This window comes from Prescottella equi, assembly GCF_002094305.1.
In the GTDB taxonomy this organism is placed as follows: Bacteria; Actinomycetota; Actinomycetes; order Mycobacteriales; family Mycobacteriaceae; genus Prescottella; species Prescottella equi.
Window position 1 is genome coordinate 241,527 of the sequence record NZ_LWTX01000002.1, and the last position, 26,321, is coordinate 267,847.

At 69.3% G+C, this 26,321-nt stretch carries 22 protein-coding genes; 8 read left to right on the plus strand and 14 right to left on the minus strand.

The features are described 5' to 3' along the window. Positions 1-3: 3 nt before the first annotated feature. Both A6I89_RS06745 and A6I89_RS06750 read right to left on the minus strand, forming a co-directional pair. Entirely contained in the window at positions 4-699 is a 696-nt protein-coding gene (locus A6I89_RS06745; RefSeq protein WP_022594546.1) for a helix-turn-helix transcriptional regulator, read from the minus strand. Between the two features lie 21 nt (positions 700-720). Continuing rightward, a complete protein-coding gene (locus A6I89_RS06750) occupies positions 721-2,139 on the minus strand; it encodes an amidase (RefSeq protein WP_022594545.1) in 1,419 nt (472 codons plus the stop codon). Positions 2,140-2,294: 155 nt separating this feature from the next. Here A6I89_RS06750 and A6I89_RS06755 point away from each other — a divergent pair, with 155 nt between their 5' ends. Together A6I89_RS06755 and A6I89_RS06760 are read left to right on the plus strand one after the other, a co-directional pair. Continuing rightward, positions 2,295-2,627 (plus strand): ArsR/SmtB family transcription factor, encoded by a 333-nt coding sequence (locus A6I89_RS06755; RefSeq protein WP_022594544.1) that lies wholly within the window; start codon positions 2,295-2,297, stop codon positions 2,625-2,627. Next, entirely contained in the window at positions 2,624-3,010 is a 387-nt protein-coding gene (locus tag A6I89_RS06760) for a VOC family protein (RefSeq protein ID WP_022594543.1), read from the plus strand. Before A6I89_RS06755 ends, A6I89_RS06760 begins: the two co-directional genes overlap by 4 nt. A 6-nt stretch (positions 3,011-3,016) precedes the next feature. Here the strand turns inward: A6I89_RS06760 and A6I89_RS06765 are convergent, their stop codons facing one another. Further along, a complete protein-coding gene (locus tag A6I89_RS06765) occupies positions 3,017-4,966 on the minus strand; it encodes a VWA domain-containing protein (protein ID WP_022594542.1) in 1,950 nt (649 codons plus the stop codon). A gap of 13 nt (positions 4,967-4,979) precedes the next feature. Next, positions 4,980-6,374: an ATP-binding protein gene (locus A6I89_RS06770; protein WP_022594540.1), complete on the minus strand. Its 1,395-nt coding sequence runs from the start codon at positions 6,372-6,374 to the stop codon at positions 4,980-4,982. Between the two features lie 86 nt (positions 6,375-6,460). Here A6I89_RS06770 and A6I89_RS06775 point away from each other — a divergent pair, with 86 nt between their 5' ends. Together A6I89_RS06775 and A6I89_RS06780 are read left to right on the plus strand one after the other, a co-directional pair. Next, a complete protein-coding gene (locus A6I89_RS06775) occupies positions 6,461-7,426 on the plus strand; it encodes an alpha/beta hydrolase family protein (RefSeq protein ID WP_022594538.1) in 966 nt (321 codons plus the stop codon). A gap of 358 nt (positions 7,427-7,784) precedes the next feature. Further along, entirely contained in the window at positions 7,785-8,057 is a 273-nt protein-coding gene (locus A6I89_RS06780; RefSeq protein WP_022594537.1) for a hypothetical protein, read from the plus strand. A 43-nt stretch (positions 8,058-8,100) separates the two neighbouring features. Here A6I89_RS06780 and purH read toward each other — a convergent pair whose 3' ends face one another. From purH to A6I89_RS06805, 5 genes are all read right to left on the minus strand, one after another. Further along, positions 8,101-9,687 carry a bifunctional phosphoribosylaminoimidazolecarboxamide formyltransferase/IMP cyclohydrolase gene (gene purH / locus A6I89_RS06785; protein ID WP_022594534.1) on the minus strand — a complete coding sequence of 529 codons (1,587 nt, stop codon included), beginning with the start codon at positions 9,685-9,687 and terminating at the stop codon, positions 8,101-8,103. Further along, positions 9,680-10,288 (minus strand): phosphoribosylglycinamide formyltransferase, encoded by a 609-nt coding sequence (purN, locus tag A6I89_RS06790; protein ID WP_005514844.1) that lies wholly within the window; start codon positions 10,286-10,288, stop codon positions 9,680-9,682. The genes purH and purN overlap by 8 nt, the downstream gene beginning before the upstream one ends. A gap of 87 nt (positions 10,289-10,375) precedes the next feature. Then, entirely contained in the window at positions 10,376-11,989 is a 1,614-nt protein-coding gene (locus A6I89_RS06795; RefSeq protein ID WP_232244696.1) for a cell division protein PerM, read from the minus strand. A 97-nt stretch (positions 11,990-12,086) separates the two neighbouring features. After that, positions 12,087-12,977, minus strand: coding sequence for a DUF5336 domain-containing protein (locus tag A6I89_RS06800; RefSeq protein ID WP_022594529.1), 891 nt, complete (start codon positions 12,975-12,977; stop codon positions 12,087-12,089). Between the two features lie 92 nt (positions 12,978-13,069). Beyond that, positions 13,070-14,467, minus strand: a complete 1,398-nt coding sequence (locus A6I89_RS06805; RefSeq protein ID WP_022594528.1) for a DUF2252 domain-containing protein — start codon at positions 14,465-14,467, stop codon at positions 13,070-13,072. Between the two features lie 77 nt (positions 14,468-14,544). Between A6I89_RS06805 and A6I89_RS06810 the strand changes: the two genes are divergently transcribed. After that, on the plus strand, positions 14,545-15,174 hold the full coding sequence (locus A6I89_RS06810; protein WP_022594527.1) for an IMPACT family protein: 630 nt from the start codon (positions 14,545-14,547) through the stop codon (positions 15,172-15,174). Positions 15,175-15,245: 71 nt separating this feature from the next. On the opposite strand, the gene sucD is transcribed toward A6I89_RS06810, so the two are convergent. Both sucD and sucC read right to left on the minus strand, forming a co-directional pair. Further along, positions 15,246-16,148, minus strand: coding sequence for a succinate--CoA ligase subunit alpha (gene sucD, locus A6I89_RS06815; RefSeq protein WP_005514850.1), 903 nt, complete (start codon positions 16,146-16,148; stop codon positions 15,246-15,248). 15 nt (positions 16,149-16,163) lie between these two features. Next, entirely contained in the window at positions 16,164-17,333 is a 1,170-nt protein-coding gene (sucC, locus tag A6I89_RS06820; protein ID WP_005514851.1) for an ADP-forming succinate--CoA ligase subunit beta, read from the minus strand. Positions 17,334-17,879: 546 nt separating this feature from the next. Here sucC and A6I89_RS06825 point away from each other — a divergent pair. Beyond that, the gene (locus tag A6I89_RS06825; RefSeq protein WP_013415166.1) at positions 17,880-18,881 is read left to right on the plus strand and encodes a M23 family metallopeptidase; all 1,002 of its coding nucleotides are present in this window, start codon (positions 17,880-17,882) and stop codon (positions 18,879-18,881) included. 93 nt (positions 18,882-18,974) lie between these two features. On the opposite strand, the gene pcrA is transcribed toward A6I89_RS06825, so the two are convergent. Beyond that, entirely contained in the window at positions 18,975-21,449 is a 2,475-nt protein-coding gene (gene pcrA / locus A6I89_RS06830) for a DNA helicase PcrA (protein WP_022594525.1), read from the minus strand. 333 nt (positions 21,450-21,782) lie between these two features. Here pcrA and A6I89_RS06835 point away from each other — a divergent pair, with 333 nt between their 5' ends. Further along, the gene (locus A6I89_RS06835) at positions 21,783-22,076 is read left to right on the plus strand and encodes a chorismate mutase (protein WP_005514856.1); all 294 of its coding nucleotides are present in this window, start codon (positions 21,783-21,785) and stop codon (positions 22,074-22,076) included. A 90-nt stretch (positions 22,077-22,166) separates the two neighbouring features. Here A6I89_RS06835 and A6I89_RS06840 read toward each other — a convergent pair whose 3' ends face one another. After that, positions 22,167-23,618: an NAD-dependent succinate-semialdehyde dehydrogenase gene (locus A6I89_RS06840; RefSeq protein ID WP_022594523.1), complete on the minus strand. Its 1,452-nt coding sequence runs from the start codon at positions 23,616-23,618 to the stop codon at positions 22,167-22,169. An 89-nt stretch (positions 23,619-23,707) separates the two neighbouring features. On the opposite strand from A6I89_RS06840, the gene pgi reads away from it, so the two are divergent. Beyond that, a complete protein-coding gene (gene pgi / locus A6I89_RS06845; protein ID WP_005514858.1) occupies positions 23,708-25,357 on the plus strand; it encodes a glucose-6-phosphate isomerase in 1,650 nt (549 codons plus the stop codon). Between the two features lie 2 nt (positions 25,358-25,359). Here pgi and A6I89_RS06850 read toward each other — a convergent pair whose 3' ends face one another. Next, complete coding sequence (locus A6I89_RS06850) at positions 25,360-26,160, minus strand: FAD:protein FMN transferase (RefSeq protein ID WP_022594522.1); 801 nt, start codon at positions 26,158-26,160, stop codon at positions 25,360-25,362. Positions 26,161-26,321: the final 161 nt, after the last annotated feature.

A 26,321-nucleotide genomic window follows, 5' to 3' on the forward strand; every position in this document is an offset into this window, starting at 1 on the left:
GGCTCACAGGATCCCCAGTTCCGTGGCCCGGACCGCGACGCGGACACGGGACCGCGTCCCGGTCTTGGCGAAGATGTTCTCCAGGTGTGTCGCCACCGTGCGCCTACTGATCAACAGTTCCGCGGCGATCTCGGCGTTGCTTGCGCCCTGCGCGACCAGCGCGAGTATCTGGTGTTCCCGGCCGCTGAGCCGGAACGATTCACGTTCGCTCTGATCCGCGACGATGCGGCGACATTGCCGCGCGAGCGCCTCGATTCCGGCCCGCACCGTCGAATCGACCTGCGAGCGCGTGAAGCTCACGTGCAGGACGCTGGTGACCTGCCCTCGTTCCAGGCCGAGTGCCACCGAGGATCCTTCTCGGAACCCAGAGGGCCGCAACACGTCCTCCACGGCCGATGTCAGCTCGAAATCGGGGACGTCCTCCCAGCAGACCGGCCGCCCGGACGCCACCCTGATGTGGTCGAAGATCCGAGTGTCGTCGACGAACTCGCGTGCCAGGTACTGCGCGACGGGCACCGCGTAGCCGCCGTTGGCGAGCACCCGCTGCCCCTGGTCCCCACTGCGTCGGTAGGTGATCGCGGCCGCGACGTAACCGAGTTCGGCGGACCAGCGTGAGAGCAGGCCGTGCGCGACGGTGACCGGGGATCGGGACGACATCAGGTCCCGGTCTCCGGCCGCCGTCTCGCACCGCTCGCCCATGGCGCCGAATCTACCTGTGACCTACGCCACCGGACGCCGATCCGCCCACGGCCGCGCCTGCTCCAGGTTCGCCGCGGCCCGGAGCACGAGCGCATCCTGGCGGTGCCGCGCAGCGATCTGCAGGCCGACCGGACGTCCGTCCGGGGTGAATCCGGCCGGCACGGTGATCGCCGGGTTGTTCAACATGTTGTACGGGTAGGTCAGCAGCCAGTCGAGAAGCTGCTCGCGGAGCGACTTGCCCTGCAACCAGTCGGGCGCGAACTGGGTGAGCGGGAAGGTCGCGGATGCGAGGGTCGGCGAGATGAGGACGTCGTAGTCGTTCATGAACTCGGTCCAGGTGTCCCACATGCGACCGCGGAACGTGTCGGCGCGGCCGTAGTCGACACCGGTGAGCCGACGCCCCTCGTGGATCAGCTCGATCAGATTCTCGTCGACGTCGCCGTGCAGCGAGTCCCAGTTGAGCATGTCGTGCTCGCCCGCGAAGCCGGGCACCCAGATGCCGTGCCACATCGCCTGAGACGGATCTCCCCAATCGGGGGTCGCCTCGACGATCTTCGCGCCCATCTCCTCGAAGCACGCGACCGCCTCGGCACACACGGCCGCGACGTCGGGGTCGACGTACCCGAGACCGAGGTTCGGCGACCACGCGATCCGCAGGCCGTCGATTCCCCCGCGCGCCGCCTCGACGTACGACGTCTCGACTCGCTCGATGCTGAGAGGATCCGAATGATCCGGTCCGGCGAGCACGTCCAGCATCAGCGCGTTGTCGGCGACGGTGCGCGTGATGGGGCCGTGGTAGGCCCAGTTGTTGTAGCGGCCGGGCAGGATCGTCTGCGGGATCACGCCGGTCGTGGGTTTGAGACCGACGACGCCGCACAGCGCCGACGGGATCCGAACCGATCCGGCGCCGTCGCTGCCCTCGGCGAGCGGGCCCAGTCCGGCGGCAACCGCGGCGGCCGCGCCACCACTCGATCCACCCGCGGTGTGGCCGGGCTTCCACGGGTTGTGGGTCGGGCCGAAGAGGTGGTTGTCGGTGCCGCCGTAGTAACCGCTCTCCGGCGTGTTGGTCTTGCCGAGATACAGGCCACCGGCCTGCCGCAACCGGGTCACGATCACCGCGTCGCGCTCGGCGATGTTGTCGCGCATGGGCTTCAGGCCGAATGTGGTCGGGAGACCGCGGACGTCGGTGAGATCCTTGATCGTGAACGGGACGCCGTGCAGCGGCCCCAACTGTTCGCCACTCACCTGCGCGCGTGTCAGTTCCGCCGCGTCGCGCCGCACCTGGTCGGCGTCGAAGTGCACGATCGCGTTGACCGAAGGGTTGATCTCGTCGACCCGGCGGATCATCTCCTCCGCGATCTCGTTGGGCGACAGACTCTTCGAGGCGACCTGCGCGGCCATCTCGATAGCCGACATCCAACCCGGATCCGATGTGTTCATGGCGAACCGTCCTTCACAGTGAGGTGTTGCGGAGACGATCGCCACGCTATGACCGTCGTCACACCCGCACCATCGGTCGGATGACCGATGACGGAACCCCGACGGGCGTCGACGGGGATTGACAGGCAAGCGAGCACTTGCCTATCGTTTCGGGTGTGGGTGACCTGTTCAGAGCCCTGGCGGACCCGACCCGGCGCGCGATCCTCGACGAACTCGTCGACCGGGACGGTCAGACGCTGTTCGAACTGTGCACGCGACTCGTCACGAAGCACGACGTCGGCTCGTCCCGGCAAGCCGTCTCGCAGCACGTGGCGGTACTGGAGGAGGCCGGCCTGCTCCGAACCCGACGCGAGGGCCGGTACAAGTTCCACCATCTCGACACGACACCCCTACGAGAGATCACCGATCGCTGGCCGGTTCGCATCACGCACCACGACATCACGCACCACGACATCACGCAGCACCGCGGAGAGGAAGAAGTGCCATGAGGATCCATCTGACGAGCGTGCACGTCGACGACCAGGACAAGGCGCTCGCCTTCTACACCGACGTCCTCGGCTTCGTGAAGAAGACCGAAGTCCCCCTCGGCGAACACAAGTGGCTCACCGTCGCCTCTCCCGAGAACCCCGACGGCACCGAGTTGCTGCTCGAACCCGACCAGCACCCGGCCGCCCAGGCCTACAAGACCGGTCTCGTCGCGGACGGAATCCCCGCCGCTTCCTTCGCGGTCGACGACGTGCCGGCCGAGTTCGAGCGACTGAAGGCACTCGGAGTCGTGTTCACGCAGGAGCCGTTGAACATGGGGCCCGTCACCACCGCCGTCTTCGACGACACCTGCGGCAATCTGATCCAGATCGTCGCGCAGGACTGACGCCTCTCACCGCCCGGGGCGACGCATCCGCATGTAGTCGCTCACCACGGCAGCACCGAGACCGTCGAGGTCGGGTGCGACGACTCGTCCGCCCACCCGCTGCGCCATCCGGTCCACGACACGGGCCAGGCCGGGATCGTCTCCGAGCCGGAAGATGGTGACCTGAGCGCCGAGCCTGGCGAGAGTGTCGAGTTCGCGCACCGTCAGCCCCAGCGTCCGCACGTTCGGCGGGTAGTCGAAGAACGCCTGCCCGTCCGGCTCGAGGTGGGCGGTGGGCTCACCGTCGGTGACGATCAGCACGACGGGCTGCGCGTTGGGATGGCGGCGCAGGTGCCGGGCCGCGAGCAGCAGCGCGTGGTGCAGATTGGTGCCCTGGTCCCACGCGCCGTCCAGGCCCGCGAGCTCGGCAACACTGAGGGCCTGCGCGTACCGCCCGAAACCGATGAGCTGCAACGCGTCTCCCCGGAACCGCGTCGTCACCAGGTGCTCGAGCGCCAGCGCAGTGCGCTTCATCGGCACCCACCGCCCGTCCATCACCATCGAGAACGACGTGTCCACCAGCAGTGCGACGGCGGCCTGCGCGCGCTGCTCGGTCTCGGCCACTTCCACGTCCGCGACCGACATCCGCACCGGCATCCGGCCGGGTTCGCGCAGGATCGCGTTGGTCAAGGTCCGGGTGACGTCCCACGGTTCGGTGTCCCCGAACTCCCATGCCCGCGACGCCCCGGTCGGCTCCCCCATCGACCCGGCGCGACGGGTCTCCCGCTGCCCGCCGCGGTGCGCGAGGCTTCCGGCGACGTCCCGCAGAGCCGTCTGCCCCAACTGGCGCATCGCCTTGGGCGACAGGCGCCACTGACCGTCCGGGGCCCGGTCGAAGAACCCCTGCTGCTGCAGCGCCTTCTCGAGGTCGGCGAGCGTCCGAGCGTCCGCGACGGCCTCGTCTCCGAGTTGGCGGGCCAGCGCCTCGGTGTCGATGTCGTCGAGCTGGGCGCCCGGATACTGTTGCGACAGTTGCTCGGACAGCCGCTCGAGGTCCGCCACGTCCGCGACCGCCGACGTCCCCTCCCCCAACCCGAGTCCGTCGTCGCCGCGGAACTCCGCCGAGCCGTTCCAGTCCTCGCCGGGACGGGCGGCCTGCAGGTGCGCGTCGAGGCGGTCGAGCTGGTTCGTCAACGACGGGTCGCCGAATGCCTGCTGCGCCAGTGCATCCAGCTCCGCGCGTTGATCCGGGGTGAGCGAGTTCCGCAGCCGCTGAGCTGCGGCGGCCCGACGGGCCAGCGAGTCCAGCAGTTCGTCGGTGTTGCGCGGGTTCTCGGGGAAGAACTCGCCGTGCCGATTCATGAACTGCTCGAACTGCTCCGTGGTGTCCTCGCCGCGAGCATGGCTGTCCAGCAGAGCGTTCAGGTCCTCGAGCATGTCGCGGATCCGCTGGCGATCCTCCTCGGTGGCGCCTTCGAGAGCCTGCTTCATCCCGTCGAATCGTTGGTCCAGCAGCTCACGCCCGAGCAGGTCACGGATCTTCTCGTAGTCCTCGCGGGCCTGGCTGCTGCGCCAGTCGTAGTCGGCGAGGTCGGCGACGGCCTGCGCCGTCGACGGCGGCAGCTCCTCGATCCGCATCTCGGCGAACCGGGCGTCGTCGTCGAGGGCGCGCGCCAGGGCCTTGCGCTCCTCGAGTACCGCCCGGTCGAGCAGTTCCCGCACCTCGTCGAGCGTCCCACCGAGGTTGTTGCGTTGCAGCAACTCCCGGCGGCGCCGGTTGGCCTGCGCGGCCAGGTCGTCGAGCCCGCGCCGGTCCCCGAAGCCGCGCCGCAGCAACTCCCGCAACGCCTGCCGCGGCGAGGCCCCCTCGAGCACGTCGTCACCGATCGCGGCCAGCGCGTCCCGCAGATCCACCGGCGGTGCCAGTGGATCGCCGCCCTCGTACCGGCCGTACCGCGCGCCGCGAGACGGGCTCATGAGGCCCACGCCCTCATGAATACACCGCCTGCCCGTTCTCGTCCGGATTCTTCGAGATCCGCCGGGCCAGGTAGAGGCCCTCGAGTGCGAGCTCGGCCGCGGAGGCCCGTTCGCCGTCGGTCTGTGCCCCGAGCCGGGCCGCGACCTCGTCGAGCACGTCGAGTTCCGGTAGCTCCCCGAGCAGCGCCTTCGCGGTGACCCGCTCGCCGGTGACGACGGGCTGCCCCTGCTCCACCGCCGACACGAGCGATGCCATGTCGATACCGCCGAGTCGGGTGCGGGCGGTGTCCGCGGTCGCACGTCGCAGCAGATGTTCGAGAATCTCGAGTTCTCGCCCCTCCTCGCCGGATTCGAACTCGACCTTGCCGCGAAGCACCTCGACGACGGTGCCGAGGTCGATCGGCCGGGCCACCGCCTCGGCCTCGCCGAGCACGGCGCTGCGATGCACCGCGGCGGCACTCACCGTCTCCGCACCGGCCACAGCGAAGCGCGCCGAGACGCCCGACCGCTGATCCACCGACGTCGACTCGCGCAGCAGCCGAGTGAACCGGGCCAGCACCTCGAGCAGATGGTGCGGCACCGACGCCTGCAGGTTCGCCTCCTGGCGGATCACCGCGATCTCGTCGTCGAGCAACGACGGGTAATGGGTGCGAATCTCGGCGCCGAAGCGGTCCTTGAGCGGAGTGATGATCCGGCCGCGGTTGGTGTAGTCCTCGGGGTTGGCGCTGGCCACCAGCAGCACGTCCAGCGGAAGCCGCAGCGTGTAGCCGCGGACCTGGATGTCGCGCTCCTCCATGACGTTGAGCAGCGACACCTGGATCCGTTCGGCCAGGTCGGGCAGCTCGTTGATCGCGACGATGCCGCGGTGCGCGCGGGGCACGAGCCCGAAGTGGATGGTCTCCGGATCGCCCAGGCTGCGTCCCTCCGCGACCTTGATCGGGTCGACGTCGCCGACCAGGTCCGCGACCGACGTGTCCGGCGTCGCGAGCTTCTCCGCGTAGCGCTCCGTGCGGTGCCGCCACTCGACGGGCAGCGCGTCGCCGAGTTCGGCGGCCCGGCGCAGCGAGGCCGGGGCGATCGGCTCGTACGGGTGCTCGCCCAGTTCGGACCCGGCGATCACCGGCGTCCACTCGTCGAGCAACAGCGGCAAGGTGCGCAGCAGTCGCGTCTTGCCCTGGCCTCGCTCCCCGAGCAGCACGACGTCGTGGCCGGCGATGAGGGCGCGCTCGAGTTGCGGCAGCACCGTCTCCTCGAAGCCGACGATGCCGGGCCACGGGTCCACGCCGTCCCGGAGGGCCGCGAGCAGATTGTCACGCATCTCCTCCTTGACCGGACGCTGGACGTGGCCGGACGCCCGGAGTTCACCGAGAGTGCGGGGCAGATGCGCGGGCGGTGTGGCAGTCACCACTCCAAGCTACGAGTGTTCCGACGATTCGGCACGTGGGCTCGTCGCCGCATACGGAGCGGACGTGTCGCTCTGAGAGACTCGACGGCATGGCCGACACCGAGATCACCTTCACCACCGGCGCGATCACCCTGCACGGCAGCCTGCGTCTGCCGGCCGGCAGCGGGCCCGACGCGCCCGCCCCCGCCGTCCTGCTGCTGGCCGGCAGCGGGCCGACCGACCGCAACGGCGACAGCGCGCTGCTCCCCGGTTCGATCGGCACCCTCGAGTTCCTGGCGGACCTGCTCGAGCGGCACGGTTTCGCGTCCCTGCGCTACGACAAGCTGGGCAGCGGTTCGACCGGACTCGGTCCGTACGAGCTCGAGGACATCGGCGACCTCGGCTTCTCGGTGTTCACCGACGCCGCCGCGGCCGCGCTGACGTTCCTGTCCGACCGCGCCGCCGTGGACCCGGAACGGGTGTACGTCGTCGGGCACAGCGAGGGCGCGCTCATCGCGCTGGCCCTCGCCGGCAGCGGCGCGAAGGTCGCCGGCCTGGGCCTGCTCGAGCCGCTCGCCGTCCGGCTTCTGGACCTGCTCACCACGCAGATCGACGGACAGCTCACCGCCGTCGTCGGCGCCGGACAGCTACCGGTGGAACTGGCGGACGAGCTGCGGGTTGCGCTCGCCGGAGCCGTCGAGTCGCTGCGGAGCGATGCCACGCTGACCGACGACCTGCCCGATCCGCTGCGCGCCGCGGGCCTCGTCCCCGCCAATGCGCGAGCACTCGCGGAGGAGGATTCGCTCGACCCGCGCGAGCTGGCCTCGCGCCTGCCTGCGGGTCTGCCGGTCGTGACCAGTTGCTCTGCGAAGGACATCCAGCTCAGCAGCAGCGACGTCGACGCGCTCGACGCCGCACTCGCTCACACCGCGCTGACTCCGGTGCGCATGACGACCGCGAACCACGTGCTCAAGGAGATCGGCGACGCCCCCTCCACCGGTGCGGACTACATCGCACCGTTGCCCTGGTCGACCGAGTTCACCCAGGGTTTCGAGGGCTGGCTCCGCAGCCTCTGATCCCCCTCTCATCCGGGACTCGCACGGCCCGGCGACACGCTCGGCGCAGAAACCGAGATGTCGCCGGGCCGTCACTGCTGTATGGTTCTCCGTTAACCAACGGGCACACACGAGAAGGGTACGGTCGCGATGCAGTCGATGAGCTCGGCAAACGCCTTGAAGCACGTAGGCAACAAGCACTTTTCACAGCACATCTCCGAGCACGCATATTTCGCCGTACCCGCCTGGCACCGCCACGCAGCCTTCTTCAGGTGGCCCCGAGAGACCGGTTCCCCGTAACCGGAACCTCTCTCGGGCACCCGAAGGCACACCGCCTCGGGTGCCTTTTCTTTTACTACTTCCAGTCAGGAGAAATCACATGAAGCTTCGACTCGGCGCCGGCGGCGCCACGAGACACGGCGCCGGCGGTACCACCGCCCTGAACCTGCCCGGCGACCTCACCGGCCAGGTCGTCACCATCGACCTGCGGCACGTCGAGCCCGGTCAGGACGCCGGAGCAGCGGCACTGCTCAGCGAACTGATCGCCCGCGGCGCGGCCCGCCTGGTCGTCGAGGGCACCGACGCCGCCCACGCCCGCACGCTCATCGAGTCCGCACAGCACAGCGCTCCCCCGTCCGGGCTCGCGGCCTGAGGCTCGCGAACTCCGGACGAGGGAGCGCTGCGGAAGGTGTCGATCAGTGCGCGAAGTGGCGCGCACCGGTCAGGTAGAGGGTGACGCCGGCCTCGCGGGCCGCCTCGATCACCTCGTTGTCGCGAACGGATCCGCCCGGCTGGACGACCGCGCGGACACCGGCGTCGAGCAGGACCTGCAGTCCGTCGGGGAACGGGAAGAACGCGTCGGACGCCGCCACCGATCCCTTGGAGCGGTCCCCGGCACGCTGCACCGCGAGGTGTGCGGAGTCGACGCGGTTGACCTGCCCCATGCCGACGCCCACCGAGGCGCCGTCGTTCGCGAGCAGGATCGCGTTGGACTTCACGGCGCGGCACGCACGCCACGCGAACTCCAGATCCGCGAGGGTCTTCTCGTCTGCAGCGTCGCCGACCACCAGCGTCCAGTTTGCGGAGTTGTCGCCGTCGGCGTCGAGGACGTCGCGGTCCTGCAGCAACGCGCCACCGGAGATCGGACGCAGCTCGATGCCCGTCTCGGTGGGGGCGGCGGCCTCGAGAACGCGGACGTTCTTCTTGCGGGCCAGCACCTCGACGGCACCCGGCGCGTACGACGGCGCGATGACGACCTCGGTGAAGATGTCGGCGACCTGCTCGGCCATCTCGACGGTCACCTCGCGGTTGGCGGCGATCACGCCACCGAACGCGGAGACCGGATCGCACGCGTGTGCCTTGCGGTGCGCCTCGGCGATGTCGGCGCCCACCGCGATGCCACACGGGTTGGCGTGCTTGATGATCGCGACCGCGGGCTCGGCATGGTCGTAGGCCGCACGCCACGCGGCGTCACCGTCGGTGTAGTTGTTGTACGACATCTCCTTGCCGTGGAACTGCTTCGCCTGCGCGAGGCCCGCGGGACCGGCCGGGCTGTCGTACAGCGCCGCCGCCTGGTGGGGGTTCTCGCCGTAGCGCAGCACCGCGGAGCGGTTCCACGTGGCACCGACCCAGCGCGGGAACTTCGACAGTGCGGAATCGTCCGTCTCTTCGCTGGGCGCGACGGTCTGGACCAGGCTCTCGGTCATCCAGGTGGCGACCGCGACGTCGTACGACGCGGTGTGCTGGAACGCCTGTGCCGCCAGCGCGGTGCGCTCGAAGAGGTTGAAGCCACCGGCCTCCACCGCGGCGAGAACGCCCTCGTACTTCGCGGGGTCGACGACGACCGCGACGGACGGGTGGTTCTTGGCGGCGGCGCGGACCATCGACGGACCGCCGATGTCGATCTGCTCGACGCACTCGTCCGGGGTGGCGCCCGACGCGACGGTCTGCGTGAACGGGTACAGGTTCACGATCACCAACTGGAAGGCCTCGATGCCCAGTTCCTCGAGCTGCGCGAGATGCTCGGGCTTGCGGGTGTCGGCGAGAACACCGGCGTGTACGCGCGGGTGCAACGTCTTGACGCGGCCCTCGAGGCACTCGGGGAAGCCGGTCAGGTCCTCGACCTTGGTGACCGGGATGCCGGCCTCGGCGATCTTGGCTGCGGTGGAGCCGGTGGACACCAGCTCGACACCGGCCTGGTGCAGGCCGGTGGCCAGTTCGACCAGTCCGGTCTTGTCGTAGACGCTGACAAGTGCGCGGCGCACAGCCTTGCGTTCACTCACTGGGGATCACGGCCTTTCGTCCGTCGGAAACAACACCTCGGAGGGCGACGGCGGCCACGACCTCGGCCAGCAGTCGCCGTTCGACAATCTTGATGCGCTCGTGCAGCGTCGCCTCGTCGTCGTCGACGCGGACCTCGACCGGCTCCTGGGCCAGGATCGGGCCGGTGTCGACGCCGGAATCGACCAGGTGCACCGTCGAGCCGGTCACCCGTACGCCGTACGCGAGCGCGTCACGCACCGCGTGCGCGCCGGGAAACGCCGGCAGCAGCGCGGGATGCGTGTTGATGATGCGGCCACCGAAACGTTCCATGAACGCCGGGCCGAGGATCTTCATGAAACCGGCGCTGACCACCAGGTCGGGCCGGTGGGCGGCGACGGCCTCGGTGAAGGCGACGTCCCACGCGGCGCGGTCGGCATGCTCGCCGAGCGCGACCTTGAAGTGTGCGACACCGGCGTTCGCGGCATGATCGGTGGCGGCGCAGTCCCGGTCGACCCCGACTGCGACGATCGCCGCGGGATAGCCGTCGGCGCGCGTAGCCGCGAGGAGCGCCTCCAGGAGGCTGCCGGTCCCCGACGCGAGTACGACAATCCGAGCGGGCACCGTGGGCCGCAGCTGGTCACGCGTGGCAGTCAGCGCACTACTCCTGGTTTTCGAGACGATCCGGCCGCGTCACGGGCCGCCCCAAGCCTAGTCTCTGGGGGTCACCGGACCGTCCGGCAGGTCGCCTTCCGCGTCCGCGGCGCGCTCCCGCGCGGAACTCTTCTCGGAAACGCCGTCCGGGGAATCGCCGGAATCGACGGGATCTTCTCCGCCGGCCGCAACCTCGACCTCGACGACGTCGAGCGCCTCGGCCTCCGACTCGCCGTCCGCGGGCTGCGGTTCGGGCGTCTCGTCGTCGACGATCTCGGCCTCGAGGGCGTCCTCGACAGCCGGGTCCCGAGCATCCGCGCCGTCCGCATCCGGGCCGTCCGCTGTCACGGCATCCGGTTCGGGTTCCGAGCGGTAGCGCATCGACGGCAGTTCGAGACGCTTCACCTCGAACGCGAACTCCTCAGTTGCGCCGAGCTCACCGGACGCGCTCGGCGACACCTCGGCCTCCCCGGCTCCCTCGTCGAGGGTTTCCTCGAACTTTTCGTCGCTCTCGTTCCGGCGCGCGAGCACGGCCGCGACGGCCAGACCAGGCAGCACGAGCCACCCGAAGGTCAGCAGGCCCAACGCCCACGGCTCCACCCCGACGAATCCGTAGGCGCCCAGTTCACCGCCGGCCGCGAAGCCCACCGCGGCAGCGAGGACACCGGCGACGCCCGCCGCCGTGAGCACCGCGAACGCGGTGTCCTGCAGCGACAGCCGGAGCCGACCGCAGTCTCGTCCGAGAAGTGCTCCGACGGCCACCGGGACGAGGAGCAGGACGGGCCACGCGGGACCGGCCAGTTCGGTCGGCACCCCTCCGAGGACGGGCACCGGCGGTACCGGACCCGCGACGATCTCGAACAGGCTCAGTGACGTCCCGCCGACATTCGCTGTCCCGCCGAGGAGCACCGCGACGCCGCCGACGGCGACGTTGGGCAGGTACAGCACCGACACCACGGTCAGACCCAGTACCCCGACCACACCGCCGCCCTCGCCGAGCAGGTCACCGACCTCGGACCACGACCACAGGAGGGAGGCGAGGGCGAGCACGCTGCCGGCCGCGAACAGCGACACTGCCGCGCGCACGGCGGGCCGGACCACCGACGGCAGCCACGTGGGCGCACCGAGTGCAGCACACCGAGTGCGTCCGACGACCGACACGACACCGGCGCCCGCGGCCAGGGCGTGGATCGCCACCACCCACGCCAACGCGGCCCCTGCGTTCGGCGAGGAGATCGGCGTGACGGCGGAGGCGTCGGTCACCACCGCGAGCGCGATGAGCGTCGCGGCGAGCGGACCGGCGACGGCAGCACCGACCACCTTCGCGGCCTCACGCGCAGACGTGTCCGGTTCCACCACTCGCGCACAGCCGCGCGCCACCACCCACATCAGCACCGCGGTCGGCAGCAACGGGAGGATCCCGAGCGGTGCGTCCGTGATCGTCAGCGAAACCTGGTGCAGCGCGAACCAACTCGTCGCGATCGCGCCGATCGCGCCCGTCAGGTCACTGTTCGACGACACGAGCGTGACGAGCACGACCGCAGACAACAGCACGATCGCGGCACCGGTCGGCCGCAGTGCGACACCGACGAGTGCGCGGGCGTCGCCGGAAATCGGATCGGGGCGAGTGGGGACGTCGCGGCGGGAGCCACGACCAAGCAGAGAAGTCATCATCTCGAGGGTCGCACCTGCGCGCCGGGTGTCCGCTCAGGCGCGCCGGAACGTGGCCTTCCCCACTGGCACAGGAGACGGGTGACGCCTCGCCGGGTCACTTCTCGTCGTCGCCCTTGTCGCGCGCGTCGTTCCGGTCGCCCTGAGCGCCGAACGCCTGGGTGGGCGCCCCGGTCACGTCGGTCTGCGAGGGCTCGGGCCGGGGCGGGGCCGGCGTCGACGACGTCTCCGGCTGTTGCTGCGACATCTGTTGCGTCGGCTGCGACTGGTAGGGCTGCCCCGCCTGGAACTGTCCGTACCCGGCCGTGGGCTGAGGAGCCTGGTGCGACTGCGGGTAGCCGTACTGCTGCTGCGACGGTCCGTAGCCGGACGGGTAGCCCTGCTGCGGCGCATACCCCTGCTGGGGCGCGTAGCCCTGCGGCGGCCCGTAACCCTGGGACGCGTTGTAGCCCTGCTGCGGCGCGTACCCCTGAGGATGTCCGTACGCGGCGGGATGGGTGTGGGTGCGGCTGGGTCGCGCGGCCGGCTCACTCACGATTCCGGCCGAGAACAGGAACACGGCGACCGCCAGCACCGTCTGGACGAACCCGAGGACGAGAATCGCGATTCCACCGCCGGCGAGCTCGCTGTTGCCCGGAAGGTTGAGCATGAGCGCGAACGCGGCGAGGAAGCCCGTGACCGCGGCCGCGGCCGCCGGCCCCGTGAAATTCTGCTTCGGCAGCAGCGAGATGCCCGACAACAGACCGCCCAGCAGCAGCAGCGACAGCGGCGCCACCGCGTTGCTGAGCGGCTCGAACGCATTGAGCGTCACGCCGTACATCATCGCGGAACCCGGCGAGTCGAGGTACGGGGCGAAGCCGAGGAGGAAGCTCACGACGCCCAACGCCGCCGCCCCGAGGCCGAGGTAGAAGGAGAGTCCCCGCGAATTGGACTCGCCCGACGTCTGCGGGGGCTGGCCGTAGCCCGACCCTGCATCGTTGTAAGTCATCTGCGCTCCTCGTCGATGTGTCGAAATCCCCATGAACGCTACCCCGATCACCGACAGCTCTCACCCGAAGAGAGCACGGCGCACGACGGGCGTCACGTCGGCGTGCTCACCGGGATCCGGCCCTCCTCGACGGCCGCGGCCAGCATGGCACGGTCCTGCTCGGTCCGGTCCGCGTAGGACCGCGCGAAGGCGGCCATCGCCTCGTCGAATCCGGTGCCGGGGCCCAGGTACTCGGCGATCGCGAACCGGTCGCCCCCGCGAGCGTGCGCGTAACCGAGCACACGGCCGCACAGCCTCGCGTACTGCTCCATCCCGGTCGGGGTCATCGACTCGACCGTCGCCGATCCCTTGGCGTCGCGCAGCTGCCGCACGTAGTAGTCCCGTCGGACACCGTCGTTGCCGACGCCCTGCTGCCAGCCGAGGAAGATGTCGCTCGCGGCCTGCATGATCCGTTGCCCTTCGACTACCCGCTGCCCCTGGTTCGGGTGGTCCGGTCCGTGAAGGTACTGCGCCAGGACCGAGGGCTGGGCTTCCTTGGCCTGGAGGAACAGCGGGTCGCTGTCGTCCGCACCGAGCAACAGCAGGATCCAACTACGAGTCCCCACACTCCCCACGCCGACGACCTTGCGGGCGGCCTGGACGAAGGCATACCGGTCGAACGGGACACGGTGGTCGGCGCGCAGCGTCTCGCGGTACTCGGCGAGGCGCCCCGACAACTCGCGGTACAGCGCACGCGCGTCCTGCGTCTCGAACACCTCCTCGATCGGCACCAGCAGCGGTGGCCGAGAGACGATCCGGCGACCGTCGTCGGTCATCGTGGTCAGCTTGCCGAGAGCCTGGAGGCTGTCACGCCGCCACGACTTCTCGACCAGTTTTCGCGAACTCCGGCGGCTGGCCGCATCGAGCGTCTCGCGGAGATCGGCGAGTTCCTGTTCGGCCTCGACGTGCGAGTACCATACGGCCAGATTGCCGAGCCGGGCCTGCGCCGACATCGTCTCGCGGTACGCGGCGGCGCACGCGAGGGCGATGCGGTGGCGGCGCTTACCACCGAACGACAGGACCCGGGCGGCGACCTCGACGCTCGCGACGAGCCGTTTGACGTCCCACTCGAACGGTCCCGGGTACGTCTCGTCGAAGTCGTTGACGTCGAAAGCCAGCCGTCGTTCCGGGGTCGCGAAGACCCCGAAGTTGCTCAGGTGCGCGTCCCCACACAGGTGTGTGTGCAGTCCCGAGTTCGGCGTTCGCGACAAATCGTCGGCCATCACCGCCGCCGCGCCGCGGTAGAACGCGAAGGGCGTCGACACCATTCGCCCGTAACGGATCGGAAGGAGCTCCGGAATTCGTTGCAGGTCTTGACTTCTCAACAACTCGATCGGATCGCGACCACTGCCCGCGAGATCGGCCAGAGCGTCGAACGGCACGCGCCGACGGGCGGCCTCGCCCCGGTCGGCGCGGTCGGTCCGGATCGAAGACTCGGCAACTTTCGACATCGCACCTCCCTCGGGTGGGGACCGCACCATTGTCTCCCCGCGGCGGTGGACCCGGGCCGGAAAGGGAAGATGACATCATGCCGTTCACGCTGCCCGCAGGTTCCGACGTCGTAGAGGAGACGGAGGTCAAGCACTCCCGCTTCATCGCGGCGCTGAGAAGGGTCGACTCCCCCGCGGATGCGCAGGCCTTCCTCGGCGAGCAGCGGCGGCTCCATCCGGACGCTCGGCACCACTGCTGGGCGTACGTGACGGGCAACGAACCGTCCGAACGCGCCGAACGGTCGGGCGACGACGGGGAACCGGGCGGCACTGCCGGCGTGCCGATGCTGCAGGTACTGCGGGCGCGCGATCTGGTCGACGTGGCCGCGGTGGTGACCCGGTACTTCGGTGGCGTCAAACTCGGGGCGGGCGGCCTCGTGCGCGCGTATTCCGGCGCAGTCGCGGTGGCGGCCGACGCCGCTCGGCCGACACTGCTCAGCCGCGAACGTCTCGATCTGCTGTCCCTCGACGTCGGGCACGACACCGCGGGCCGAATCGAGGCGGAACTGCGCGGCCGCGCAATCCCCGTCGTCGACACCGTCTACGGTGCCGAGGTCACCTTCACCCTGGCCACGAAGGACCCCGGTCACCTCGCCGCGGTCGTCTCCGAACTCACCGCCGGGGCAGGCGAACTCGAGCCGGCCGGCGTCCGGTGGGTCGACGTGTGAGACGCCGAACGGCGCCCGCAGCCGGACGATACGTCCTGGCTGCGAGCGCCGTTCGCAAGATCCGTCGGGATCTAGAGGTTCTGCAGGATCTCCCGAGCGAGAGCCGCGGTCTCGGACGGCGTCTTGCCGACCTTGACGCCGGCCGCCTCGAGGGCGTCCTTCTTGGCCTGCGCGGTGCCCGAGGAACCGGAGACGATGGCGCCGGCGTGGCCCATGGTCTTGCCCTCGGGAGCGGTGAAGCCCGCGACGTAGCCGACGACCGGCTTGGTCACGTTGGCCTTGATGTAGTCGGCGGCACGCTCCTCGGCGTCGCCACCGATCTCACCGATCATCACGATCAGCTTGGTCTCGGGATCCTTCTCGAACGCCTCGATGGCGTCGATGTGGGTGGTGCCGATGACCGGGTCGCCGCCGATGCCGATGGCGGTCGAGAAGCCGTACTCACGCAGCTCGAACATCATCTGGTAGGTCAGGGTGCCGGACTTGGAGACCAGGCCGACCGGGCCCTTGCCCGCGATGTTCGCCGGGGTGATGCCGACGAGGGCCTCCTCCGGGGTGATGATGCCCGGGCAGTTGGGGCCGATGATGCGGGTCTTGTTGCCCTTCTCCACGTTGTAGGCCCACGCGTACGCGGAGTCCTGCACCGGGATGCCCTCGGTGATGACCACGAGCAGCGGGATCTCCGCGTCGATGGCCTCGACGATGGCGTCCTTCGAGAAGGCCGGGGGAACGAACGCGATCGAGACGTCCGCGCCGGTCTCCTTCATGGCCTCGGCGACGGTCGCGAAGACCGGCAGCTCGACAGCGTTGCCGTCCTTGTCGGTGTGCGAGACCGTGGTGCCGGCCTTGCGAGCGTTGACGCCACCGACGACCTGGGTGCCGGCCTTGAGCATCAGCGCGGTGTGCTTGGTGCCCTCGCCGCCGGTGATGCCCTGGACGATGACCTTGGAGTCCTTGGTCAGGAAGATAGCCATTGTTGTGTGTGTCCCTTACTTCGCGGCGAACGCGAGCTCGGCAGCCTTGTCGGCAGCCTCGTCCATGGTTGCGACGACCGTCACCAGCGGGTGGTTGGCCTCGGCGAGGATGCGACGACCCTCTTCGACGTTGTTGCCGTCCAGGCGCACGACGAGCGGCTTGTTGGCCTCGTCGCCCAGGGTCTCGAGGGCACCCACGATGCCGTTGGCGACCGCGTCACATGCGGTGATGCCACCGAAGACGTTGACGAAGACGCTCTTGACCTGTGCGTCGTTCAGGATGACGTCGAGGCCGGCAGCCATGACCGCCGCCGAGGCGCCGCCACCGATGTCGAGGAAGTTGGCGGGCTTGACGTTGCCGTGCTTCTCACCCGCGTAGGCGACGACGTCCAGGGTCGACATGACCAGGCCGGCGCCGTTACCGATGATTCCGACCTCGCCGTCGAGCTTGACGTAGTTGAGGTCGTTCTCCTTGGCCTTGAGCTCGAGCGGATCCGTCGCGTCCTTGTCCTCGAACTCGGCATGGCCGGGCTGACGGAAGTCGGCGTTGGCGTCCAGGGTGACCTTGCCGTCGAGGGCGAGGATCTGGTCGTCGGGCGTACGGACGAGCGGGTTGACCTCGACGAGGAGAGCGTCTTCCTTGACGAAGACCTCCCACAGCTTCTGGATGGTCACGGCTGCGGCGTCGAGCACCTCGGCGGGCAGGTGGCCCTGCTCGGCGATGCTGCGCGCGAACGCGAGGTCGACACCCTTCACGGCGTCGACGGAGACCTTGGCGAGACGCTCCGGCTTGGTGGCGGCGACCTCTTCGATCTCCATGCCACCCTCGACCGAGCACATGGCCAGGTAGGTGCGGTTGGTGCGGTCGAGCAGGAAGGAGATGTAGTACTCCTCCGCGATGTCGCTCGCCTCGGCGACGAGGAGCTTCTTGACGACGTGGCCCTTGATGTCCAGGCCGAGGATGTTCTCGGCGTGGGTCTGCGCATCGTCCGCGGTGGCGGCGTACTTCACGCCACCGGCCTTGCCACGGCCGCCGACCTTGACCTGGGCCTTGACCATGACCGGCTTGCCGATTTCCTCCGCGATCTCGCGGGCACCGGCAACCGTGTCGGTAACACGGCCGGCCGACGTCGGCACGTCATGCTTGGCGAAGAGTTCCTTCGCCTGGTATTCGAAGAGATCCATCTGCTCACCGTCTCGTCTGCGTTGACGCCCGCTCGGGGTAGGAGCGGGTCCGTGTCGGACTTTAACTAGTTCAATCAATCGACTATCGCTCGCCTATGTGCCATGTGGCATATATCACGCGCTCGAGCCGACGGCGGCACTCCGTCGCGGCCACCACATCACAGGAGCGGCGGCACCCACGATTCGATCCGGGTGCGCACTCGGTGCGGCCGCGCCAGAAGGCGCCCTCCCAAGGATTGCAGGTGGCCCGAACGGCGTCGCGATCGGACCACCCGAATCACCGCCGAAACCGCCGCGCGGCAACTACCCGGCACTGCAACCGACCCGCAACCGATCACTGCCGCGATCGGGCTGTAACAAACACGAGCCGTCCCGATATATGAACGAAACCATTCGGGATGTTCGACATCCTCCCAGCTCACCGTGTGACACGCGTCACAATGCCATGTTGCTTGCGCGGTACAGGTTGCCCCGCTGCAACCGTTTCGTTACCGTCGCCAAGGTCTAAGTCACAGGCAGGTCACGGGCAGGAGGACGGCAGGGCACATGCACCACCGCACTCAGTTCACCGCCAGCCGATTCGTGAAACAGCACGCCGACGAGGAGCCCACCCGGGCGTTCCCAGCGGCGGCAGGTCCGGAAGCCACAGGCTCCGGGGCGGAAAGAACCGAGATTCACAGCGTCATGCTCCACAGCACCGAAGTTCCCACCGCCCGCGAGGATGCCCCCGGCACCGGCGAGGCCCCCACCGAGATCGTCGGGGCCACCACGGTCACCGCTGCCGCTCCCCCCGGACGCGGCGGTCGCCACCGCCTCCCCACCCCACCCACCGCCCTCAAGGGCCGGGCAGCGGTCATCGCAGTGGCCGCCGGCGCAGTGGTCGCCGCCGGACAGGCCGCGGTCAGCGGACCGTCGCAGGATTCCGATCATTCCGAGGTCGCCCTCGACGAGGCCGGATCCGTCGCCACCACCGCGACTCCCCAGGCGGCACAGTTCAGCAATGTCGCGCAGACGACCTCCACCAGTTCCGCCCCGCAGGTACTCGCCCTCGCGAACCCGACGGATCTGAACCAGTTCTCCAACCTGCTGGCCAAGGGCCAGCGTTTCAGCGAGGAGCGCGCCGCCCGCGAGGCCGCCGCCCGCCGCCCGCTGTTCGTCCTGCCCGCCAAGGGCACCTACACCTCGTCGTTCGGGGCCCGCTGGGGCACCCTGCACGCGGGTGTCGACATCGCCAACGCCATCGGCACCCCGATCTACGCGGTGGCCGACGGCACGGTCATCGACTCCGGTCCGGCCTCCGGCTTCGGCATGTGGGTCCGTCTCCAGCACGCCGACGGCACGATCACCGTGTACGGCCACATCAACGAGACGCTCGTGACGGTCGGGCAGAAGGTCATGGCCGGCGACCAGATCGCCACCATGGGCAACCGCGGCTTCTCCACGGGTCCGCACCTGCACTTCGAGGTCCACCTGGCCGGCGAGAACAAGATCGATCCGCTGCCGTGGCTTGCGACCCGCGGCATCAGCCTCGGCGTCGAACAGCCCTGATCGGCCGCGCACCCCGCTACCGAAAACGCCTCCGGCCCAAGCATTTCGCTTGGGCCGGAGGCGTTTCGGTCTCCGCGTCTCCGCAGGGACGCGTCAGAGTTTGACCATCGGCACGCCGCCGATGAGCATCAGCCGCACCTTGCCGGCCGAACCGAAGTCGATCGTGACCGTCGCGGTCGGACCGGCCCCCTTGGTCTCGAGCACCTTGCCGAGCCCGTACTTGTCGTGGCTGACCCGATCCCCCACGGCGAGCACCAGATTGTTGTTGCGCCCGCGCGGCGCCCCGAAGCTCGGCGACGAAGCGCCCGAGCGACCCGTCGAACCGAATCCCGCTCCGCCGCCCCCGAAGCCGCCCCCGTAGCCCTGGCCACGCGGACGCCCGCCGCCGATCGCACCACCGGTACCCAGCACACCGGGATCCTCGCGTCGCCAGTTCACGAGATCGGCCGGAATCTCCTGCAGGAAGCGCGATTCCGGATTGGTGACGGGCTGCCCCCAAGCCGACCGCACGATCGCGCGGGTGAGATACAGCCGGTGCCGCGCGCGGGTGATCCCGACGTACGCGAGCCGCCGCTCCTCCGACAGTTCCGCCGGATCGCCGAGGGCCCTCATGTGCGGGAACTGCCCGTCCTCCCAGCCGGTCACGAACACGACGGGGAACTCGAGACCCTTCGCGGTGTGCAGCGTCATGAGGGTCACCACGCCCTCACCCTCGTCGGGCACCTGGTCGGAGTCGGCGACCAGCGACACCCGCTCGAGAAACGCGGCGAGTGAGCCGGGATCGGGCTGACCCTCGTCTTCCACGACGTCACCCTCGGCGGCGTTCTCCTCGGCGAAGGCAGCGGCGTTGCGGGCGTCGGAGCTGAACTCTCTTGCGACGCTGACCAGTTCGTTCAGGTTGTCGAGGCGGGCACCGTCCTGAGGGTCGCTGCTGGCCTCGAGCTCCCGGCGGTAGCCGGTGCGATCGAGGACACCTTCGACGACCTCTCCGATGTCGGTGAGGTCGTTGCCGTCGGCGTCGGTGCTCACCATGAGCGCGCGCAGCCCGTCGAGCAGCTCGAGGAACGACGCGATCGCCTTCTGGGACCGGGTGTTGAGCAGCGGCACCGATCCCTCGCCGGCGGCCCGCAACGCCTCGGCGAATCCGACGCCCTTCTGCTCCGCGTACACCGACACGCACGCCTCGGCGCGATCGCCGATGCCGCGGCGCGGGGTGTTGAGGATCCGGCGCAGGCTCACCGTGTCGTCCTCGTTCGCCAGCACACGCAGGTAGGCGACGATGTCGCGCACTTCCTTGCGCTCGTAGAACCGCGTGCCGCCGACCACCTTGTACGGAATCCCGAGCCGGATGAAGATCTCTTCCAGCGCGCGGGAGGAGTTGTTGGTCCGGTAGAAGACCGCCACCTCACCGAACTTGGTCTCGCCCGCGTCGACCAGGCGGTCGATCTCGGACGCCACGAACTGCGCCTCGTCGTGCTCGTTGTCGGCGACGTAGCCGGTGATCAGCTCGCCCTCGCCGGAGTCCGTCCACAACCGCTTCTCGCGCCGACCGGTGTTGCGGGAGATCACCGAGTTCGCCGCGGACAGGATGTTCTGCGTGGAACGGTAGTTCTGCTCGAGCAGGATGGTCCGGGCGTCCGGGTAGTCGCGCTCGAATTCCTCGATGTTGCGGATCGTCGCGCCACGGAACGCATAGATCGACTGGTCGGCGTCACCGACGACGCACAGCTCACCCGGCGGGACGGCGTACGGGTCGTCCGACTCCTCCCCCACGAGCTCGCGGACCAGGACGTACTGGGCGTGGTTGGTGTCCTGGTACTCGTCGACCAGAACGTGCCGGAAGCGGCGCCGGTAGTACTCGGCGACCTGCGGGTTCGCCTGCAGCAGTCCCACCGTCTCGCCGATCAGGTCGTCGAAGTCGAGAGCGTTCGCGGCCCGCAGGCGCTGCTGGTAGTGCGCGTAGACCCGCGCCACCAGCTTGTCCAGGTCGTTGGAGTCGCGATCGGCGTCCGCCGCGGCCTCCTCGGGGTCGATCAGCTCGTTCTTGAGGTTCGAGATCTTGGTCGCGAGGAGCCGGGCCGAGTACCGCTTTGTGTCGATTTCCAGGTCCTTGGAAATCATCGTCAGCAGGCGGCGCGAGTCGTCGGCGTCGTAAATCGAGAAGTTCGAGTTCAGGCCGTGCAGCAGGCCGGCCTGCGCGCGCAGGATCCGGACGCAGCTCGAGTGGAACGTCGAGACCCACATGCTGTTGGCGCGGGGGCCCACCAGCTGGGCGACGCGCTCGCGCATCTCCGCCGCGGCCTTGTTGGTGAACGTGATCGCGAGGATCTGTCCGGGCATCACTCCCCGCTCGGCCAGCAGGTACGCGATCCGGCGGGTGAGGACGGCGGTCTTACCCGATCCGGCTCCCGCGACGATGAGCAGCGGCGACCCCGCGTGCAGGACAGCCTCACGCTGTTGCGGGTTGAGCCCCTCGAGCAGCGCGTCGGCAGGGCCGCGGGATCCGCCCTGGGATCCGCCCTGGGAATGGCCGGGAATACCGAGCGTGGAACCGGAGATCGTATTCATCGTCTGTCCACGCTACCGGCGAAGTCCGACACCGCGGCAGGTACCCGATCACCCTGGTCGTGAAGGCAGTCACCCTTGCTTGGGTTGGACTTGTACGCGTGGCAAACTGGAGAGGTGATCATGGCCGCAACGATGCGAGCATCCGGTGCACGATGGCGCGAGTGCCGTCTGCACTGGCGATTTCCCAGCGGGTACCGACCGATGGTGCCCGCGGCCTGATCCTCCGCGAGCCCCGAGGTCCACTGGATCCCGGGGCGTTCTTGTGAGCAGGACCCGGATTCGTAACGACTCGAGGGAACCGAACGAACCTAGTTCCGACACGAGGAGCAGACTATGAGCAGCCCCACCACCACTTCTTCATCCGATTCGTCGCTGCCTGCGAGCGAGGCCGAGATCGCCGAACTCCGCAAGGAGATCGACCGCCTCGACGCCGAGATCCTCGCGGCCGTCAAGCGCCGCAGCGAGGTGTCGCAGATCATCGGCCGTACCCGTATGGCGTCCGGTGGCCCACGGCTGGTGCACAGCCGGGAAATGAAGGTTCTGGAGCGCTTCAGTGAGCTCGGCCAGGAGGGCCACACCCTCGCCATGCTGCTGCTCCGTCTCGGACGCGGCCGGCTGGGGCACTGACCGCTCCCGTCTCACCACCTCACAGCGCGAACTCGAGAAACGCCCGGTCCGTTCGGACCGGGCGTTTCTCGTGCTCGTGCTGCGGCCGGTTCAGGTGAGCGCGATGTACTTGGTCTCGAGGTACTCGGCGATCCCCTCGCTACCGCCCTCGCGGCCGAACCCGGAGGCCTTGACGCCGCCGAACGGGGCCGCGGTGTCGGAGATGACGCCGCGGTTGACACCGACCATGCCCGTTTCCAGGGCGTCGGAGACGCGCAGCGCCCGGTCCAGGTCGCGGGTGTAGATGTACGCCGCGAGACCGAACTCGGTGTCGTTGGCGGCCGCGACGGCCTCCTCCTCGGTGTCGAAGCCGGTGATCGCCGCGACCGGCCCGAACACCTCCTCGCGCAGGATGCGCGCCGACGCCGGGACGTCGGCGAGGACGGTGGCGGGATAGAACCAGCCCGGGCCGCCCGGGGCCTCGCCGCCGAGCAGTACCTTCGCTCCCGCTTGCACGGCGTCGTCGACGAGTTCGGCGACGGTGGCGAGCTGATCGCGATTGATCAGCGGGCCGAGCGTCGTCTCCGGGTCGATGCCGGGGCCCATCTTCGACGCTGCCATCCGTTCGGTGAGTTTCGCGGTGAACTCCTCACGGACGGCGTTCGCGACGTGGAAACGGTTCGCGGCCGTGCACGCCTCGCCCCCGTTGCGGAGCTTGGCCAGCATCGCGCCGTCCACCGCGGCATCGATATCGGCGTCGTCGAACACGACGAACGGCGCGTTGCCACCAAGTTCCATCGACGTGCGCAGCAGCCCCTTCGCGGACTTCTCGACCAGCATCCGGCCCACACCGGTGGAGCCGGTGAAGGTGAGTTTGCGCAGCCGAGGGTCCTCGAGCAGCGGCTCGGTGACCGCGCTCGAATGCGACGTCGGCAGCACCGACAGCACGCCCGGCGGCAGCCCCGCCTCGACGAACAGCTCGGCCAGCGCCAGCATGGTCAGCGGCGTCTCCGATGCAGGCTTGACGATCATGGTGCAGCCGGCGGCCAGCGCCGGGCCGATCTTGCGGGTGCCCATCGCGAGCGGGAAGTTCCACGGCGTGATCGCCAAGCACGGTCCCACCGGCTGCTTCGACACGAGGATGCGGCCGTTGCCGGCGGGCGCGGCCTGGTAGCGACCCTCCATCCGGACCGCTTCCTCGGCGAACCACCGGAAGAACTCGGCGCCGTACTTGACCTCGGCCCGGCTCTCGGGCAGTGCTTTGCCCATCTCGAGGGTCATCAGTTGCGCGAAGGTCTCCGCACGGGTCGTGATCTTGTCGAACACCGAGCGCAGCAACTCGCCGCGCTCGCGGGCGGGCGTGGCGGCCCAGTCCGCCTGTGCGGCGGCCGCGGCGTCGAGGGCCTTGACGGCGTCGCCGGGACTGGCGTCGGCGACCTCGGTGAGTACGTCACCGGTCGCGGGGTCGTACACGGGGAAGGTGGCGCCGTTCTCGGCGTCCACGGAGGTGCCCCCGATCCACAGCTTGGTAGGAACGGCACGAATCAGTTCGGCTGGGTTCATGGCTTCCATCATGCGCCGGTCGAGCGCGCCGTGTGTCGCTCAACGAGAGTCGGCAAGAGCTTCGGGCGCGCTGCCGATAAGCTTCCTGCATGAGCACAGACATCACCGGTACCGCAGCCTGGAAGAATCTGGATGCGCATCATCGAGTGGTCGAATCTGCCCATCTGCGAGACCTGTTCGCTCAGGACCCCTCCCGCGGCACCGAACTGACGGTGACGGCGGGCGACCTGTACGTGGACTACAGCAAACATCGTGTGACTCGCGAAACCCTTGATCTGCTCGTGGAACTGGCGCGAACCGCACAGGTGGAGCAGCGCCGCGACGACATGTTCGCGGGCGCGCACATCAACACGTCGGAGGACCGCGCGGTGCTGCACACCGCCCTGCGCCTGCCGGCGGACGCCGACCTCACCGTCGACGGGCAGGACGTCGTCGCCGACGTGCACGACGTTCTGCGCCGGATGGGCGAGTTCACCGACCGGCTGCGGTCCGGGCAGTGGCGGGGCGCGACCGGCGAGAAGATCCGCACGGTCGTCAACATCGGTATCGGCGGTTCGGATCTCGGTCCGGTGATGGTGTGCGGGGCGCTGCGTCACTACGCCGACGCCGGGATCTCGGCGCGTTTCGTCTCCAACGTCGACCCTGCCGACCTGGTGGGCACGCTGGCCGACCTGGATCCGGCCACGACGCTGTTCGTCGTCGCGTCGAAGACGTTCTCGACGCTCGAGACGCTGACGAACGCATCCGCCGCGCGCCGCTGGCTCGTCGACGAGCTCGGTGAGGACGCGGTGCCCAAGCACTTCGTGGCGGTCTCGACGCACGCCGAGCGGGTCGCGGAGTTCGGCATCGACACCGCCAACATGTTCGGGTTCTGGGACTGGGTCGGCGGACGCTACTCGGTGGACTCGGCGATCGGGTTGTCGGTGATGGCGGTGATCGGCAAGGAGCGCTTCGCGGAGTTCCTCGCCGGCTTCCATGCCGTCGACGAGCACTTCCGGACGGCGCCGCTCGCGGAGAACGCGCCGGTGCTGCTGGGACTGATCGGGGTGTGGTACTCGAGTTTCTTCGACGCCGAATCCCGTGCGGTCCTTCCGTATTCGAACGATCTGGCCCGCTTCGCGGCCTACCTGCAGCAGCTCACGATGGAGTCGAACGGCAAGTCGGTGCGCGCCGACGGCTCCCCCGTCACCACCAGGACCGGCGAGATCTTCTGGGGCGAGCCGGGAACCAACGGCCAGCACGCGTTCTACCAGTTGCTGCACCAGGGCACCCGCCTGGTGCCGGCAGACTTCATCGGCTTCGCCGAGCCCACCGACGACCTGCCGACCTCCGACGGGACCGGCAGCATGCACGATCTGCTCATGAGCAACCTGTTCGCGCAGACGAAGGTGCTCGCGTTCGGCAAGACCGCCGAGGAGATCGCCGCCGAGGGCACGCCGCCGGAGTTGGTACCGCACAAGGTGATGCCGGGTAATCGCCCGACCACGACGATCCTGGCGCCGCGCCTGACGCCGTCGGTGATCGGTCAGCTCATCGCGCTGTACGAGCACCAGGTGTTCGTCGCGGGCGTCATCTGGGGCATCGATTCGTTCGACCAGTGGGGCGTCGAACTCGGCAAGGCCCAGGCACTCGAGCTCGGTCCCGTGCTGACGTCCACGGAAGCTCCTCCGCGGCAGGACGACTCGTCCACCGACGCCTTGGTGCGGTGGTACCGGAGCCGGCGCGGCCGAGCGGTCTGAGATCACGCGGCGTGCGGATGGCTCCATCCGCACGTCGTGTAGACGCGCCCGTCGCGATCGACCAGCCGGGCGGCCAGTTCCTGCTGTTCCAGCCAGGTGACGGCGCCGACTCCGCGACGGAGGGCTGCAGCGGCGGCGCCGTGGGCCCACAGCGCGTCCTCCGCCAGGACCGAGACCTGCTCCCACTCCCCGCCCACCGCGTCGTGGCCGGCGAACGTGGCGTCCGTGCCGGCCGTCGCGAGCGCCGTCTCCGTCGGCAGCTCGGTCGTGCCGTCTCCCGGCACCGGCACCTGCCAGCCGCCGGCCGGGCAGTGTCCCGCGGTTGCGACGTCGGAGCCGATCCGCACCAGCGCCCCGCACTCCAGGTCGTGGGCGACGAGGGTCGCCGCGCGGTCCGCGGTGTCAGCCTTGGCGATGCCCGCGATGTCGAACGAGGCGCCCCACGGTGCGAGAACGGTGTCGCCGTCGATCTGGACGTCCCGGAAAGTCGGTGCCGGGTGGATGGACGGCACGGCGGACAGGGTGTCCTCGACCGCCAGCGGACTGACGGCCCCGTCGGTCATCCGTGCCACCCACAGAGCCGACCGGAGCAGTCTCGCCAACCCGACGCTGACCCGGACCGGCAGGCCCTGAGCCAGATTGACGGCGTGGATCTCGGCGTCGCCCCGCTGCAGGCTGCAGGCGGCCTCGGCCCCTGCGAGCACCGCGCCCACCAGGGCCACAGCGGACCCGAGGGCCGCTGCCTCGGTCACCTGGACCTCGATCTCCTCGCCCCAGGCGCTCCATCTGGTTTCGACCAACATGACGCACTCCGTGTCTCCGTGCGAACCGGTTCGGGAACCGGTGCGGACAACGGGTTCATTTCCTCAATTATGCGCTCGGCGCACCGGTCCGGGCCCGCTCGTCAATCGGTTTTCCGTCGAATCGCGGATTCTCCCCAGCCGCGCGGACGGCCGCGGGTAGC